The sequence below is a fragment of the Tropicimonas sp. IMCC6043 genome (assembly GCF_004146235.1).
Taxonomy (GTDB): Bacteria; Pseudomonadota; Alphaproteobacteria; order Rhodobacterales; family Rhodobacteraceae; genus Tropicimonas.
In genome coordinates, this window is sequence record NZ_SELO01000006.1 from 89,069 (window position 1) to 104,829 (window position 15,761).

The following is a 15,761-nucleotide window of genomic DNA, read 5'->3' on the forward strand; positions in this document are numbered from 1 at the left end:
TCTTGTCAAAACGACAAAGGGCGTCGCTGTCGCGTCGCCCTTTACCTGTCTCTTTCACATGACTCACGAGGGTCGGACCGCCTCACCCGATGCGCGGGTTTCAGCCGGTCACGAGCGTCCCGATCGCGGCGCCCGCCAATAGCGCGGCCCCGATGGCCCCGATATAGAAGAACCTGTCCCAGTTGAGCCGCAGAAGCAGGCCCAAGCTGTTGTATCCGGCTGTCATGGTCTGCATGAGTCGCCCCCTGACTGAAAATCCTGGTTCAAAATCAGGCTAGAGAAGGATTGTGGTCAGATTTTGGCGTCTCTGCGGCGTTCATGGGCAGAAGAGGTCGTTGGTCAGCGCGAAAGCCATCAGGGTCAGCATCAGCGTCAGGCCCACGCCCATCAGGACGCGCAAGGCGCGGTCGCTTGGCGGCCGGCCGGTCATCGCCTCCCAGGCGTGAAACGCCAGGTGACCGCCGTCGAGCACCGGAATCGGGAAGAGATTCAGCAGTCCCACGGCGGTCGAAAGCACGGCGATAAACCATATGAAGCTCCCCGCTCCCTGGCTGGCCGCGGCACCGGAGGTCTCCGCGATGCCGATGGGTCCGCGAAGGTTGCACGACGAGATCGCCCCAGTGACCATGTGCCAGAGGCCCGAGAGCGAGCTCTGGACGATGAACCAGGTCTGCTCTGCGCCGTAGCCGATCGCCTCAAACAGCCCCGGCGTCTCCGTCGCCGGCGTGAAGAGCAGCCCGCCGGTGACGCCGATCAACCAGCGCGTCTCGAATCCGCCGTCGCCGAGTGGAATGTCCATCCGCTTCGGTGACAGGGTCACCTGGAAGGTTGCTCCATCGCGCCAGACATCAAGCGCCAGCGCCCGCCCATCGGAGTTGCTGACCGTGTCCTGGAGTTCGCTGAAGGCGGTGATCGGGACGCCGTCGATGGCAGTGATCAGGTCGCCCACTTTGAGTCCGGCCTCCATCGCGGCCGATCCGGCCTGCAGCCCCTCGACCAGCGGCGGGAAGGGAAACGGCCCTTCGACGCTCACCGCAAGGCCGCCGCGCTCGAGATCGTAGCGGACGCTCTCGCCGACATCGAGATCGCGAACCACGTCGAAGAAGCCCACGTAGTCGGGCGTCGCCGCACCGTTCACCGCGAGGATGCGGTCGCCGGGCGCCAGCACCAGATCCGCCTCCGGCATGTCCCGAAGCACCGCGATCTCCACCGGGTCCTTGGCGGTGCCCTGCGCCAGAATCACGGCGGCAAACACCAGAATCGACAGGATGAAATTGAACACCGGCCCCGCCGCCACGGTCGCCGCCCGCGCCCAGAGCGGCGCGCCATGCATGGTGTGCCGCTTCGTCTCCTCGTCGAACGCCTCGAACTCTTCGGAGGCCTTGTCGGAGGCTGCGCTGGCATCGCCAAGGAACTTCACGTAGCCGCCGAATGGCAACGCCGCCACCTGCCATTGCGTGCCATGCCGGTCGCGGCGTTTCAGCAGCACCGGGCCGAAGCCGATGGAGAACACTTCCGCCCGGATGCCCGACAGACGCCCGATGATGTAATGGCCGTATTCATGCACGAAAACGATCACGCTCAGCGCGACAACGAAGGCGGCAACGGTCCAGAGTATTCCCCCGAATTGGGGGATCAGCGAAGCGATATCCATGGGGGGTCAGCTATCCTTGTTGATCCGTCGGGCGGCCTCATCCGCGCGCTTTCGGGCGAAATGATCGGTCTCGATGACATCTTCAAGGCGCATGCGGTCACATTTCAGGGCGTCTTCCGCCTGCATCGCCTCCAGGACGGATTCGACCACCGCCGCCATGTCGGTGAAGCCGATGCGACCGGCGAGGAACAGGTCGAGCGCGCGCTCCTTGGCGCCGTTGAACGCTGCCCCGGCGAGACCGCGGATTTCCATCACCTCCCGGGCCAGCCGGAGGGCCGGCCAACGGATCTCGCAAGGCGCGCGGAATTCCAGGGCACCGATCTCTACGAGATCCAGCCGTTCGACCGGCAGAGACCGCCGCTGCGGATAGTTGAGCGCATAGCCGATGGCGTGGCGCATGTCCGGCGGGCCGACATGTGCCATCAACGCGCCGTCACGGAAGCCGACAAGCGCGTGGACCAGCGACTGCGGATGCACGACGACCTCGATCTGGGCCGGCTGAAACCCGAAGAACTCCCGCGTCTCAATGAGTTCCAGCCCCTTGTTGAACATCGACGCGGAATCGACCGTGATCCGCTGCCCCATGGACCAGTTCGGATGCGTGCAGGCCTGCTCCGGCGTCGCCTTCGGCAGGTCCTCAAGCGGCCAGTCCCGGAAGGCCCCGCCCGAGGCCGTGATGATGACCCTTTCGACGTCGGAAATGTCCTCGCCGACAAGGGCTTGCCAGACGGCGCTGTGTTCGCTGTCGACGGGCAGGACATCCGCGCCGTGGCGATGCGCCGTGCGCATCAGGATCTCGCCGGCGCAAACAAGCGATTCCTTGTTGGCCAGCGCCAGCGTCGCGCCCTGTTCCAGCGCCTTGAGCCCCGGCAGCAACCCGGCGGCGCCGACGATGGCCGACATGACCCAGTCCGCCGGCCGGTTCGCGGCCTCCACGACAGCCTCCGGCCCCGCCTCGACCGCGATCCCGGAGCCTGAGAGCCGGTCCGCAAGCTCCTCTTTCAACTCCGGAAAACAGGTCACGGCGAGTTCTGCGTCGAGCGCCCTGGCCTGCTCTGCCAGCCGCGCCACGTTGCGCCCGCCGGTCAGCGCCACGACCTTGTATTTCTCTGGATCTCGCGCGATCAGGTCGATCGTACTCACGCCAACGGATCCGGTCGCCCCGAAGATCGAGACCCGCCTCATATCCGCACCTCCGGCACGTCGACGATGAGCGCCAGCAGCAACATGAAGAGCGACGCGCCGAGCAACCCGTCGAACCGGTCGAAGAGTCCGCCATGGCCGGGGATCAGCGACGAGGAATCCTTGACGCCCATGCGCCGCTTGAGCGCACTCTCGGCGATGTCGCCCATCTGCGCGGCCAGCGACAGCAACATCGAGAGCCAGACGGTGTCGCGCCCGGCATTGGTGAAGGTGAGAAAGAGTGCGCCGACAAGCCCGGCCCCGATCCAGCCGGCCACCGTGCCGGACCAGGTCTTCTTGGGGCTGACCGCGGGCCAGAATTTCGGACCGCCGATGCGCCGCCCGGCGAAATAGCCCGCCACGTCGGTCACCACGACACAGATCACCATCCAGAAGAGCCAGGTGCCGCCATAGGTTTCCCGCGCCTCGACGAGGCCCCAGCCGGCCACCGTGATGCCAAAGGCGAAGAGGAAGAAGGTAAGCCTTTCCCTCGGCATGGCGGAGGTTCCGACAGTGGCCGGAACAAGCAGCAGCAGCAAGTGCCAGTCGGGCGATTGCGTCATCAGGCCGGAGATCACCGAGGCCGAGAAGGCTGCCAGGAGCATCGCGCCCACGTCCCAACCGGGGCGGATCATCCGCGCCAGCTCCCAGATCATCACCGAACAGGCAAAGACCACCAGCATCTGGAACCAGACCCCGCCGAGGCGGATCGCCACAATGCCGATGACAACCATCGCGAGCCCGGTCCAGGTGCGGGCGTTCAGGTCCTCCCACCGCCGGGGTGATTGCATCTGGGGTGTGTCAGGCAAGAACCGCTCCGAAGCGCCGCTCCCGCTTGCCAAAGCCGGCGAGCACCCGAGCGAAATCCTCGGCGGTGAAATCGGGCCAGAGCGTGTCGACGAATTCATACTCCGAATAGGCCGACTGCCAGAGCAGGAAGTTGGAGATCCGCGCCTCTCCGCTGGTACGGATCACCAGGTCCGGATCGGGCAGCGTATGCGTGTCGAGGAAGCGGCTCAGCGTCTCGGCATCGACGGACTCGGCGTCGATCCGCCCGGCCGCCACCTCGCGCGCCAGCCGTCGGGTGGCCCGAGTCACCTCGTCGCGCCCGCCGTAGTTGATCGCGATGGTCAGGTGCACGAGGTCATTGACGCGCGTCAGTTCCTCGAGATCGTCCATCATCCTGACCAGCTTGGGATCGAGCCGGTCGCGGTCCCCGATGAAGCGCACGCGCACACCATTGGCCAGCAGCCGCTGCGCCTCCTTGATGATGTAGCGGCGAAACAGCGTCATCAGTCCGGAGACCTCTGCCTGGGTGCGTTTCCAGTTCTCGGTCGAAAAGGCGAAGATCGTGAGATAGCGCACGCCGAGCTCCGGGCAGGCAGCGACGATCTCGCTCACCCGCCGCGCCCCGGCCTGGTGGCCGAAGAGCCGTGGACGGCCGCGGGCGGTGGCCCAGCGACCGTTGCCGTCCATTATTATGGCAACATGTTCGGGGGCCTGCGGTCCCATGTCTGCGGCGGGCATGCGGCCCCCTTTCCGATTCGGTTCGCGGAGAGCAGCAGGTCAGACCTGCATGATCTCCTCCTGCTTGTGCTCCAGTGCGGCATCGACCTGCTTGATGTGCGTGTCGGTCATCTCCTGGATATCGTCGTGCCAGATCTTTTCCTCGTCTTCCGGCATGCCGTCGTTCTTCGCGCGCTTGAGCTGGTGCATCCCGTCCTGCCGGACATTGCGGATGGCGATACGAGCGTTCTCGGCATAGGAGGCGGCGACCTTAGTCAACTCACGGCGCCGCTCCTCATTAAGTTCGGGAATCGGCAGGCGGATGATCGTACCGTCGACCACCGGGTTGATCCCCAGCCCGCTCTCGCGCAGCGCCTTCTCGGCCTTGGAAACCAGGGACTTGTCCCAGATGTTGATCGTAATCATCCGTGGCTCGGGCACGTTCACCGTGCCGATCTGGTTCAGCGGCGTCATCGCGCCATAGGCGTCGACCTGGATCGGGTCCAGCATCGAGGCCGAGGCCCGCCCGGTGCGCAGCGTCAGGAACTCGCTCTTCAGCGCCTTGAGCGCGCCATCCATTCGATGTTTCAGGTCGTCGACATCCGGCTCTTCGTAGTCTGCGGACATGTGCCTGTTCCCTCCCAAGCATCTCGTTGTCGAGACGGTTCTAGCGCCGCGATGCCGCAATGTATAGGCGACATTGCCTTCGGACCGGCCCCGCGGGACCGGTCGCACGGATCCTTGCGGTCGCATTCTTCTACTCTTGGAGCTCCCGACGCGAACGGATTACTCGGCGGCAGGTGGACGGCCGCTCCCGATACGGCGCAGCACCCCGAGATTGTTGTCCCGATCCTCCACCAGCACCTCGAAATTCGAGGAGAACCGCTGGTTGCCCATGTCGGTCCAGCCAACGATCACGACCCAATCCGCGAGATAAACGATGTCGCTATCGACGACGTAATCCAGCACATCCCCGTCCTCCAAGCGCGTCCGAAGCGCTTCCGGGTTGGTCTTTCCGTCAAGATTGATCGTGCGGTCGTGCCAGAAACCGACGGTGCCGGTCTGAATCGCGCCGACCCAAGTTTCCTTGTCCAGGTTCTCCTCGACCCAATCGACCACCTGGAAATGCAAATGGGGGTGCAGATCGGGAATGACGAAGCGCAGCAGCAGCAGCATGGAGAGCACCAATGCGCTCGAGCCAAGATAGCTTGCAACCGCGGGACCACGGTGTCCGAGCCTCCGGGCTAGGTCGATCAACACCGTAACCGCGGCAAGGATCAGGAGCGGGGTCAGCGGGGCCAGGTACCGGCTGATGAAGTGGGCCGCACCGAATAAGAGCCCGTAGTAGAAGACCACGAGACAACCGAAGATCGTATAAGCGAGGATCGACAGGCGATACGGATTCCTGGCCCGGAAGACCAGCCAGAGGAAACGCGCGAGCACCGCTATGACGACGATGACGGACACGACCATGACCGGGGCCATCGTCTCGAGACTGCCGGGGACCGGAAGCATCGGAAACGAAGCATCGGAAACATCGTCTAGAAGAGACGCGCCGGTATGAACTCGAGATTGCTTCCGAGTGCCGCGGAAACGGATTGCGACTTGCCGCTGATCGGCATGAAGGAACCGAAGCAGATCTTGTTGTAGGCAAGCCAGGGAAGCGCGACGGCCAGACAGGCGACGCCCGTCGTGAGTGCCTCGCGCAGTGCGACGGGAAGGCTCGCCCGTCCGACGATCTGCACGTGGAGAAAGCGCACCACAAAGAGGGCCGCGATGACAAAGACCGCGTCGTTTCGGGCAAGAAATGTCAGGCCGCAGAGGAGCCCGAGCAGAAGTTGCTCCGCGGTCGAGGGCGGCTCCGTCCGGGAAGTCAGGTGCCCGAAATACCAGAAAGTCGAAACCTCGAAAGCAGTATAGAGCCCCGTCTCCAACGCGTTCATGCTGTGAAAGAGCAGCAGCGGACCGACGAACCAGAGCGCGGCGACAAGCCACGGCCAGACCGGTTCCTGCGTCTAGTGTCGCAGGACGTGCCGCGCGTAGCCGCCGATGACCAGCGCCGCGACAACCGAGACCGCGGTCATGATGGCAAGGAACCCTTTCAGGGCGGCAAGCTTGACTCCGGCCGACAATACGAAGGGAATCGAATACAGGAAAGTTGCGAGCGGCTGCACGCCGTTGGTCGCAATCAGGCCATCGGAAACCGAAAGTCCGTTCCCGATGGCGAAGTTGCGGGAAACCGTCAGCATCAGGTACCCGTCTTCGGTCACGAAGAATTCCGAGATCGCATCGGGCCCGGAAAAGAGCGGGAAGACCCGATAGACCAAGGCAAATACGAAAGACAGGGCGATCACGCCCATCGCTGCTCTGAAATGCATCTCGTCCCCGAAAAAAGCTCTTTGAACGCTGCGCGCCGACGCTCAAACGCCCCAATGCCACCTCTGGACAATGCCTATACTGCCTAAGCTGTCAATAGAACGGGCTGACCGACGCGGAAGCAACGGCCTAACGGCTCATGTCTCAGCGAAACTGCGCGGGCCGGGGTGAGCTCAGCCATGCACCCGCGTATAGGTCCCTTCGCCCGCAAGGATGCCGCGGAATCCGCCCGGCTCATCGAGCGAGAAGACGATGATCGGCAGATTGTTATCGCGCGCCAGCGCGATTGCCGAGGCGTCCATCACCTTCAGGTGTTTGGTCAGCACATCATCGTAGCTGATCGCGTCGAAACGGGTGGCATCGGGGAATTTCACCGGGTCCTTGTCATAGACGCCGTCGACCTTCGTGCCCTTGAAGATCGCCTCGCAGGCCATCTCGTTGGCGCGCAGCGTGGCGGCGGTGTCGGTGGTGAAATAGGGGTTTCCGGTGCCAGCGGCGAAGATGCAGACCCGCTTCTTCTCGAGGTGGCGCACAGCGCGGCGGCGGATATAGGGCTCGCAAACCTCGTCCATCCGGATCGCCGAGATGACCCGGGTGAAGACGCCGATCCCCTCCAGCGCCGACTGCATGGCCAGCGCGTTCATCACCGTGGCCAGCATCCCCATGTAATCGGCCGTGGTCCGCTCCATCCCCTGCGCCGAGCCCTGGAGCCCGCGGAAGATGTTGCCACCGCCGATCACCATGCAGATCTCGACCCCCAGGTCATGGACCGACTTGACCTCTTCGGCGATGCGCTGAACGGTGGGCGGATGGAGGCCGAAGCCCTGGTCGCCCATCAGGGCCTCGCCGGAGATTTTCAGGAGGACCCGCTTGTAGGCCGGTGTCGGTTGATCCTGGCTCTCGTCGCGCATATCAAAGTCCCCCTGATCAGGCTCTGGCGCCTTCTGTCCGAAATCCGCGCCGGCTTCAACCGTCAAGGCACTCATGCTTGCCTCTCTCCGCGAAATCGATCCCGACCGCCCCGTTCTCATTGCCGGTCCGACAGCCTGCGGCAAGTCGGCGCTGGCGCTCGAGATTGCAGCGGCGCAGGGTGGCGCAATCGTCAATGCCGATGCGCTGCAGGTCTTCAGCAACTGGCAAGTGCTGACGGCGCGGCCCGGTCCGGAGGAACTTGCGCAGGCGGAACACCGGCTCTACGGCCATGTGAGCCGGGATCAGGACTACTCCGTCGGCCATTGGCTGCGCGAGGTGGCACCGCTGCTGGCCGGCGGGATGCGCCCGATCATCGTCGGCGGGACCGGGCTATATTTCTCGGCCCTGACCGAAGGGCTGGCGCAGATCCCGCCGGTCCCGGCGGGAATTCGAGCGCGCGCCGATCGTATGGACCGGGAAGAGATGCTGGCGGAGATCGACGCGGCGACAGCGGCGCAGATCGATTGCGCCAACCGCGCGCGGGTGCAGCGCGCCTGGGAAGTGCAGGCGGCGACCGGCCGCGGGCTTAGCCAATGGCAGGCGGAAACGCCGCCGCCGCTGCTGCCGCTGGCACGGGCGCAAGCTTTCGTGGTCGAGGCGCCAAAGGACTGGCTCACCCCTCGGATCGAGCGCCGTTTCGACCAGATGCTGGACGGCGGGGCGCTCGAGGAGGCGCGGGTCAACCTCGCCGGCTGGGACCCGTCCCTGCCCTCCTCCCGCGCCATCGGCGCAGCGGAACTGATCGCATATCTCAGGGGAGAGATGCCGCTCGAGGCCGCGCGTGACGCTGCCTGCATCGCCACCCGCCAATATGCCAAGCGGCAGCGGACCTGGTTCCGTGCCCGGATGAAGGGGTGGACGACACTCAGCCCGGCCGGATGACTCGTCGGCGGCGATCCGCTGAGGCGGCGCTATAATCGGCAGGCGTTCCCGCCGACGAGCACTTTCCGAACCCTGCGTCCCTTGATTCACTTTCGTTAACGCGGCAGAAAGCGAATAATCGAACCCCAGCTGCCAGAGGGTCCCATGTCCGTCATTCCCGCCGCGCCGATTGGTGCGCTTCGGCTCGTGCCCATACAACGGCTCACAATCGGCGGACGCTGGCGCACCGAGGCGATGCGCTCCTACCGGATGCCGCTGCTCCTCTGGTTCACCCGCGGCCAGGGACGGATCACCGTCGCCGGACTCACCCGGGGCTACGGTGCCCATAATGCCGTCTTCATCCCTGCCGGCGTGATGCATGGGTTCGAGGTCACCGGCCAGGTCTTCGGAACGGCGGCCTTCTTCAACCAGTCCGCGGGGCTGGACCTTGCCTCGGAGCCCTTCCATCTGCGCGTGCGCGACGCCCGGTCCCAAGGCGAGATCACCGGCCTCCTGGAGAGCATGCAGCGCGAGCTCGACGGCGAGCGGCCGCTCAAGGATCGCGCCATCGCCCATCTCGGCGGCCTGCTCTCGGTCTGGCTCGACCGCCAACGGATCGCCGCCTCGGATCGCCCCGAGGACAGTTCGGCCCGGGCGCTGGTGCGCCGCTATACCGAGGCAATCGAGGAGCAGCTCTATACCGGGCAGTCGGTGGGCGACTATGCCGAGGCGCTCGGCGTCACCCCGACACATCTCAGCCGGGTCTGCAACCAGACCTGCGGCCGGCCCGCCTCCGATATCCTCGCCGACCGGCTGACCTTCGAGGCCCGCCGCCTGCTGCTCGATACGGCCTTACCGGTCAAGCGTGTGGCGGAAATGCTGGGCTACAACTCGGCGGCCTATTTCACCCGCGCCTTCCATCACCGCACCGGCCAGACACCAAGCGAGTTCCGCGAAGCGCGGCGGGGCTGAAGGCCGGGACGCCGCGCAGCAACAGCCGAACGTCGCGCTCGATGCCAGCCAGATCCGAGAACGCTCGGGATGTTGCGCGCGGATGGCACAGCGCCGCCCCGTGGGGACGGGGCGGCTCTCGTTCCTGATTCCGTATCGCTCTGAGCTCCCCGCTCAGAGCATCGCCATGCCGCCATTCACATGTAGCGTCGCGCCCGTGACATAGCCCGCCTCGGGGCTGGCGAGATAGAGCACCGCCGCAGCGATTTCCTCCGGGGTGCCCATGCGGGCGGCCGGGATCTTGGCGTCGATCGCGGCCTTCTGGTCGTCGGTGAGCGAGTCGGTCATCGGCGTGGCGATGAACCCCGGCGCGACCGCATTGGCCGTGATGCCGCGGCTCGCGACCTCATAGGCGATGGATTTCGTGAGCCCGATCATACCGGCCTTGGAGGCGGCATAGTTCGCCTGGCCGGGGTTGCCGGTTGCGCCGACGATGGAGGAGATGTTTATGATCCGCCCCCAGCGCTTCTTCATCATCGGCCGCATGACGGCGCGACAGAGGCGCATGGTCGAGGTGAGGTTGACCTCGATCACCTTCGCCCAGTCTTCGTCCGACATCCGCATGAAGATCTGGTCGCGAGTGATGCCGGCATTGTTGACGAGGATGTCCAGTCCGCCCATCGCCTCGATGGCCTGTTTCGGCAGCGCATCGACAGCCTCCGGGTCACCAAGATTGCAGGGCAGGACATGGGCGCGCTCGCCGAGGTCCGCGGCGAGCGCCTCAAGCGGCTCGACCCGCGTGCCCGAGAGGCCGACCGTCGCACCCGCGCCATGGAGCGCTCTGGCGATAGCGCCGCCGATTCCGCCCGAGGCCCCGGTCACAAGTGCAGTCTTCCCCGTGAGATCGAACATCGGCCCACTCCTTCGCATATTGTTCTGGTCAGGCGCAGCCATGCCATGCCCGGGGCCACCGCCGCAACGATGATCTGGCGGCGGACCAGCCGCGCGTGGTGAAAGAGCAAACGGCCCGGCGCGTGGCCGGGCCTCTTGCAAGCGGGATAAAGCGTGGTGGGGGAACGCTTCCCGCCCTCCGTCACAAGCCGGCTAGAGCTTCAGCCGAAAATCGGTGCCAAGAGCTTCGCGACGATCGAGGAGAACGGATCGAGCGCCATTATGTAGCCGCCGACCCGGTCGATCACGCCGCCGGTCGAGAGCTGCGCGAGCTTCTCGGCATAAGCCGCCTCGCCGAGCCCGGCGAGCAGCAGCCCCTTGAGAAGCACGATCGACACCACCAGGATGATCGCGGACCGCAGAAGCGGGCGGCGCCCGCTGCGCATTCGCATGCGCGTGTAATGGGATTGGCCGAGCGTGCCGACCGCTTCGAACCCGCCACCGCGGCGATGGATTTTCTCGATCCGGCGCAAACGGCCGGAGAATTCATGTCTGTTCGGATCCAACATAGATCATTCCTCGTCCTGTTCGCGCCCCCGATCAGGTTTCGAGTTTACGGCGGAAATGTGGCCGAAATTGGATGGCTTCGTCAGGCTTTGCGGAGACAGAGCGTCGTCCAATCGCCGATTTCTTCCCGGTCGTGGACAATCATCCCGTGCGAGACATAAGCGGCGGCGACTTCGTCGGATTGCTCGTTGAGGATTCCGCTGAGAATCGCAACGCCCTGAGGGCGGAGATTGGCCGCGATCTCCGGCGCGAGCGCGACCAACGGCGCTTTAAGGATATTGGCGAAAATGAGGCCGTAGGGCGCGGCGGCCGCGAGATCGGGATGATCGAAGCCGGCGGCCTCGATGCAGTGCAGCCGGTCGGCAAGGCCGTTGGCCCGCGCATTGGCCTGAGCCACCTCGACCGCCACCGGGTCGATGTCGGACGCGATCACGCTGCCAGGCCAGAGCCGGGCGGCGGCCATGGCGAGCACGGCGGTACCACATCCGATATCGGCGACCGGAACGAGCACCTCTCCGGCCTCCGCGAGCCGGTCGAGCGCACGCAGGCAGCCAAGCGTGGTGCCGTGATGGCCGGTGCCGAAGGCCATCGCGGCCTCGATCAACAGCGGCTCGACATCCGCCGGCACGCTGTCCGCATCATGGCTGCCATAGAGAAAGAACCGGCCGGCGCGGATCGGCGCGAGTTCCCGTTTGACCTTCGCGACCCAGTCGGTCTCGGGAAGTTCCGAGATCGCGAAATCCCGCGCCCCATGCGCCGCCGCGAGCAGCGCCAGCGCCACCGCGTCGGGCTCTTCGGTAAAGTAACCGCCGACCTCCCAGAGGCCGGAGCCATCCTCGATCTCGAAGGTTCCGACACCGGTGGGCGCCGGGTCAAGCTGTTCCATGGCCTCGCCAAGGGCCTCGGCCGGCTCCTTGCCGCGAAGCGTCGTCAGGGCGGTGAAGGTGGGCATGAGCGGGCTCCTCTGCGGGCATGCCGCGGGCGCGGCCGTCGTGCCGCGCTAGGCCAGCGCGCGGGCCTGGTCAAGGGTGTCGATCACGTCATGCACGAGGATCGAAACCGGGCGGCCGGAGTTCAGCGTCATCACCGGGCAGTCGAGCGTGTCGGCCCAGGCGAGGTGGCGGGCGCGGTTGCGCCCCGGCAGCAGCCCGTCGTCATAGGCGGCCGCCCATTCGAGAAAGGCCTCCATCTTCGGACGTTCCGCCGGGTCCTGCAGGCGCCAGCCCTCGCGGGCGCGCAGCCGCCGGATGCGGCGTCGGGTGTCGAGCGTGAGGTAGACTGCGAAGGTAAACCGGTGGTCGATCCCTTCGGACCAGCTGTCGATCGAGCCGGACAGTACCCAGTCGCGCCGCGGAAGGAAGACCTGCTCCATAAGCCGGCGGCGTTCCCCCACAGGGCGCTTGTTCCGGAATGGCGGGTCCGTCGGATACCAGTAGAAGTCATCCGTGTCGAAATGCTGGGTTTCGAGCGCAGACGCCAGCGCGCGGCCGAGGGTGGTGGTCCCGACCCCGCTGGCGCCGAAGATGTGGATGCGGTTTCCCGCCATTGCACTCCCGTCAGTCAGATCGTTGTCCCGTCTGACCTCCCCACCGGACAACTGACCCCGGTTCCGCCGATTCCGCAATAGCCCGATGGGTTCTTTGCCAGATATTGCTGATGATATGCCTCTGCGAAGTAGAAATCTTGTGCATTATCGATCTCGGTCGTGATCTGGCCCCGTCCGGCGGCGGAAAGCGCTCCGGCATAGGCCGCCCGACTGGCGCGCGCCGATTCGAGTTGCGCCGGCGTGGTGGCGTAGATTGCCGAGCGGTATTGCGTGCCGATATCGTTGCCCTGCCGCATGCCCTGGGTCGGGTCGTGGCTCTCCCAGAAGGTCTTGAGAAGGGTCTCGAAGGAAAGCTCCTTCGGGTCGAACACGACGCGGACGATCTCGGCATGGCCGGTCTTGCCCGTGCAGGTCTCCTCATAGGTCGGGTTGGGTGTCACGCCTCCCGAATAGCCCACCATGGTGAGCCAGACGCCCGGCAGTTGCCAGAACAGCCGCTCGGCGCCCCAGAAACACCCCATGCCGAAGAGCACGGCCTCCATGCCCTCGGGAACATCGCTGGTGAGCAGTCGGCCGGAGACGAAATGCGTCGCGGCGGTCGGGATCGGCTCGGAGCGACCGGGCAACGCGGCCTCGGGGCGGATCATGCGGGTCTTGGCTTGGCTGAACGTAAACATCGCGCGTCTCCTGATGGGATTGGGTCAATATGGGGACGCCCGGGCGCGGCGTCCACGTCTGATGCCGCCCGGCGATGGCGCCGGTGGTCACGACCCCGCGACATCCGTCAGATACGCGCCAGGGCCGGACAGCCGGGCGCCGCCATGCCTATTCGGCGACTGCCGGTCGACGTAGCCGCGCAAAGATCGTCTCGTTCCCCGGCGCCGGGTGGCGCGGGATCAGGAGAGACAGAGCCAGGGAAGTCGCCGCCATCGTCGCTGCCAGCACGAAGACGGCCGCCGGAGATGAGAGCCAGAGCAGGCCCAGCACCACCGGGAGAAAGACCGCGGCGATATGGTTGATCGTGAAGGCGACGGCGGCGGTGGGCGCCATGTCGCCGGGATCGCCGATCTTCTGGAAGTAGGTCTTCAGCGCCAGCGCGAGGCCGAAGAAGATGTGGTCGAGCACGTAGAGCGCGACCGCAAGCGTCACGCCCCAGCCGAACAGGTAGATGCCGCCATAGAGCGAGAAGATCAGGACCAGCCCGGAATACTCGAAGTTCAGCGCCCGCCTCTCGCCAAAGCGGCTCACAGCCCAGCCGATGAGCGGCGCGGCCACCATGTTGGCGACCAGCGTGAACATGAAGACGCCGGTGACCTGATGAACCTCGAAACCGAAGCGTTCGACCATCATGAACCCGGCGAAGACGACGAAAATCTGCCGCCGCGCGCCGGCCATGAACTGGAGCGCGTAGTAGAGCCAGTAGCGGCGGCGCAGCACGAAGCTCTTCACCTGCGGCGTCGGGCTCTCGAATTGCGGGTAGACCACAAGGCAGAGCAACGCGATCACCGCCGTCGTGAAGCCCGCGGCCATGTAGACGGTGTTGTAGTCGAGATCGAAGACCTTCCATGTCGTCACGATCAGCCCGTAGGCGACGAAGGTGGCCGCCGAGCCAGTGGCGAGCAGCCAGCCAAGCACCTTCGGTGCGCGGTCGCGGGGCAGCCACTGGAGCTGCAGGGACTGGTTGACCGTCTCGTAATAGTGAAAGCCGATCGAGCTCAGCATGGTGATGGTCAGGATGCCGCCGAGCGACGGAAACCAGGCGGTGAAGGCCGTGGCGACGCCCAGGAGCAGCAACGACATCAGGCCGAGCACCTGTTCGCGGATCACCATGATCAGCGCGATCACGCCAATCGCCAGGAAGCCCGGGATCTCGCGCACAGAATGCAGCAGGCCAATGTCGGAGCCGTCGAAATGCGCGACCTCGATGACGAAGTTGTTCAGCAGCGCCGACCAGGTGGCAAAGGAGATCGGCATGGCCGCGGCCATGACGAACAGCAGCGTGACAGGTTGCCTCCAGAAAGGCAGTTCCCGCGCCTCGGAAAGGGAAAGACTGCGCATGCGACGCCCATAGACGCCGCGCGTCGGATTGGAAAGAGCCTTGCATGTGCAGCGATGCAGGGGCGCCGTTCGGACCGGCCCGCGCAGGTGCGGCGTGGTAGAAGGCGGTTCTCCCGATCGCGCGAGCGAGCCGCGCGCGGTGTTGACCGGTGTCGGGGCTGGTCAGTCGAGCCTGCTTCGGCCTAGGCTTGACAGGACGCGGAGTGAACAGGATGGATCGGTCACGCATGCAGCAGATCAGGACGCGCCGCCCGTGCACGCCTAGAGGCGGGCAGCATCGAGGATGGGTCGCGTCCGTCCGATGGTCAAGGATCCCTGACATTTCCCCTCGCGCCGGCCCTCCGCGACCGGCAGATCCGGCGCCTCTCGGAGGCTGGCCATGAGTGAGACGACGCGCCCAGACGAGGTCGGCGGGCCGGACAGCGAACAAGCGCGGCTGCGGGCGCATCCGACATGGATCTATCTGCTCCGGGAATTCCAGGAGATCTACAGCCGGGGATCGGCCGGTGGAAGCAAGGCAATCCGGTCGCACCGCCGCAAGGTGCGCGCCTCGCTCTCCGTCGTCATCAATGCCAACCCGGCCGTGATCCCGCGGCCACCGACGGACAAACCGGTAACACGGCATCTTCCGCGCGCCTTCGACTTGGCCGCCCGCGGATCGATGGCCGGCCTGGGCCGGGCGCTGGAACGTGCCGCGGCCGAGCTGAGCTGGGAATACGGCTACACGCGCGTGCCGCCGCATCTTGCCGAGAAATATGCCTATTGCGAGATCCTCGGGCCGCGTGGACCGGTCCTTTCGGAGCGTCTGACCCTCGGTTTCGTGCTCTTCGCGCCCCGCACGACCTATCCGCAGCACAGCCATGCCGAGATCGAGGAGAGCTACATCTCGGTATCGGGCGCCTGGTCCGAGAACGAGTTCGCGGTCTTTGCGCCGGGGTCACTGATACTGAACAAGCCCGGGCACGAGCACCGGATCACCACGGGCACGGACGACCCCTGCCTGCTGGCCTATGCATGGGTGGGTCCGGGCGATAAGCTGACGGAACCCGGCATGAAATTCAGCAAGACTCGCAAGCGCATGGAAATGGGGATCTGAGCCGCCGGTCGGCGCCCGGCGGAAGGCGCGCGACCCTGCCTGATCTGAATCAAGGCGGCCGCGCTTTCCTTGCGGCAGTTTGCCGTCCAGTTCTGAGTAGT

The 15,761-nt window shown here is 65.5% G+C and carries 19 protein-coding genes; 3 read left to right on the forward strand and 16 right to left on the reverse strand.

The genetic code is table 11. From position 1 onward, the window contains the following. Positions 1-100: 100 nt before the first annotated feature. The 10 genes from EU800_RS27915 to pyrH form a co-directional block, all read right to left on the reverse strand. Positions 101-235 (reverse strand): hypothetical protein, encoded by a 135-nt coding sequence (locus EU800_RS27915; RefSeq protein ID WP_256369762.1) that lies wholly within the window; start codon positions 233-235, stop codon positions 101-103. A gap of 81 nt (positions 236-316) precedes the next feature. After that, positions 317-1,654, reverse strand: coding sequence for an RIP metalloprotease RseP (gene rseP / locus EU800_RS08605; RefSeq protein WP_129630600.1), 1,338 nt, complete (start codon positions 1,652-1,654; stop codon positions 317-319). 6 nt (positions 1,655-1,660) lie between these two features. Then, positions 1,661-2,839, reverse strand: a complete 1,179-nt coding sequence (gene dxr / locus EU800_RS08610) for a 1-deoxy-D-xylulose-5-phosphate reductoisomerase (protein WP_129630601.1) — start codon at positions 2,837-2,839, stop codon at positions 1,661-1,663. Continuing rightward, on the reverse strand, positions 2,836-3,627 hold the full coding sequence (locus tag EU800_RS08615) for a phosphatidate cytidylyltransferase (protein ID WP_129630814.1): 792 nt from the start codon (positions 3,625-3,627) through the stop codon (positions 2,836-2,838). Before EU800_RS08615 ends, dxr begins: the two co-directional genes overlap by 4 nt. Before the next feature lie 10 nt (positions 3,628-3,637). Beyond that, positions 3,638-4,363 (reverse strand): polyprenyl diphosphate synthase, encoded by a 726-nt coding sequence (uppS, locus tag EU800_RS08620; RefSeq protein WP_129630603.1) that lies wholly within the window; start codon positions 4,361-4,363, stop codon positions 3,638-3,640. A 39-nt stretch (positions 4,364-4,402) separates the two neighbouring features. After that, positions 4,403-4,969 (reverse strand): ribosome recycling factor, encoded by a 567-nt coding sequence (gene frr, locus EU800_RS08625; RefSeq protein WP_129630605.1) that lies wholly within the window; start codon positions 4,967-4,969, stop codon positions 4,403-4,405. A 159-nt stretch (positions 4,970-5,128) separates the two neighbouring features. Further along, positions 5,129-5,857: a hypothetical protein gene (locus tag EU800_RS08630; RefSeq protein WP_129630607.1), complete on the reverse strand. Its 729-nt coding sequence runs from the start codon at positions 5,855-5,857 to the stop codon at positions 5,129-5,131. 26 nt (positions 5,858-5,883) lie between these two features. Continuing rightward, positions 5,884-6,276 (reverse strand): hypothetical protein, encoded by a 393-nt coding sequence (locus EU800_RS08635; RefSeq protein ID WP_129630609.1) that lies wholly within the window; start codon positions 6,274-6,276, stop codon positions 5,884-5,886. An 81-nt stretch (positions 6,277-6,357) separates the two neighbouring features. Beyond that, positions 6,358-6,720 (reverse strand): hypothetical protein, encoded by a 363-nt coding sequence (locus EU800_RS08640; protein WP_129630611.1) that lies wholly within the window; start codon positions 6,718-6,720, stop codon positions 6,358-6,360. A gap of 171 nt (positions 6,721-6,891) precedes the next feature. After that, on the reverse strand, positions 6,892-7,629 hold the full coding sequence (gene pyrH, locus EU800_RS08645) for a UMP kinase (protein WP_129630816.1): 738 nt from the start codon (positions 7,627-7,629) through the stop codon (positions 6,892-6,894). A gap of 73 nt (positions 7,630-7,702) precedes the next feature. On the opposite strand from pyrH, the gene miaA reads away from it, so the two are divergent. Next, entirely contained in the window at positions 7,703-8,572 is an 870-nt protein-coding gene (gene miaA / locus EU800_RS08650) for a tRNA (adenosine(37)-N6)-dimethylallyltransferase MiaA (RefSeq protein ID WP_129630613.1), read from the forward strand. A 144-nt stretch (positions 8,573-8,716) separates the two neighbouring features. Beyond that, the gene (locus EU800_RS08655; protein WP_129630615.1) at positions 8,717-9,523 is read left to right on the forward strand and encodes an AraC family transcriptional regulator; all 807 of its coding nucleotides are present in this window, start codon (positions 8,717-8,719) and stop codon (positions 9,521-9,523) included. Positions 9,524-9,676: 153 nt separating this feature from the next. Here EU800_RS08655 and fabG read toward each other — a convergent pair whose 3' ends face one another. The 6 genes from fabG to EU800_RS08685 form a co-directional block, all read right to left on the reverse strand. After that, positions 9,677-10,414 (reverse strand): 3-oxoacyl-[acyl-carrier-protein] reductase, encoded by a 738-nt coding sequence (gene fabG / locus EU800_RS08660; protein ID WP_129630617.1) that lies wholly within the window; start codon positions 10,412-10,414, stop codon positions 9,677-9,679. A gap of 200 nt (positions 10,415-10,614) precedes the next feature. Further along, the gene (locus EU800_RS08665; protein ID WP_129630619.1) at positions 10,615-10,962 is read right to left on the reverse strand and encodes a hypothetical protein; all 348 of its coding nucleotides are present in this window, start codon (positions 10,960-10,962) and stop codon (positions 10,615-10,617) included. Between the two features lie 80 nt (positions 10,963-11,042). Further along, positions 11,043-11,912, reverse strand: a complete 870-nt coding sequence (locus tag EU800_RS08670; RefSeq protein ID WP_129630621.1) for a 50S ribosomal protein L11 methyltransferase — start codon at positions 11,910-11,912, stop codon at positions 11,043-11,045. Between the two features lie 48 nt (positions 11,913-11,960). Continuing rightward, on the reverse strand, positions 11,961-12,506 hold the full coding sequence (locus tag EU800_RS08675) for an AAA family ATPase (RefSeq protein WP_129630623.1): 546 nt from the start codon (positions 12,504-12,506) through the stop codon (positions 11,961-11,963). A 14-nt stretch (positions 12,507-12,520) separates the two neighbouring features. Beyond that, positions 12,521-13,183 carry a peptide-methionine (S)-S-oxide reductase MsrA gene (msrA, locus tag EU800_RS08680; protein WP_129630625.1) on the reverse strand — a complete coding sequence of 221 codons (663 nt, stop codon included), beginning with the start codon at positions 13,181-13,183 and terminating at the stop codon, positions 12,521-12,523. 148 nt (positions 13,184-13,331) lie between these two features. Then, entirely contained in the window at positions 13,332-14,564 is a 1,233-nt protein-coding gene (locus EU800_RS08685) for an MFS transporter (protein WP_129630627.1), read from the reverse strand. Positions 14,565-14,943: 379 nt separating this feature from the next. Between EU800_RS08685 and EU800_RS08690 the strand changes: the two genes are divergently transcribed. Further along, complete coding sequence (locus tag EU800_RS08690) at positions 14,944-15,660, forward strand: dimethylsulfonioproprionate lyase family protein (protein WP_129630629.1); 717 nt, start codon at positions 14,944-14,946, stop codon at positions 15,658-15,660. Positions 15,661-15,761: the final 101 nt, after the last annotated feature.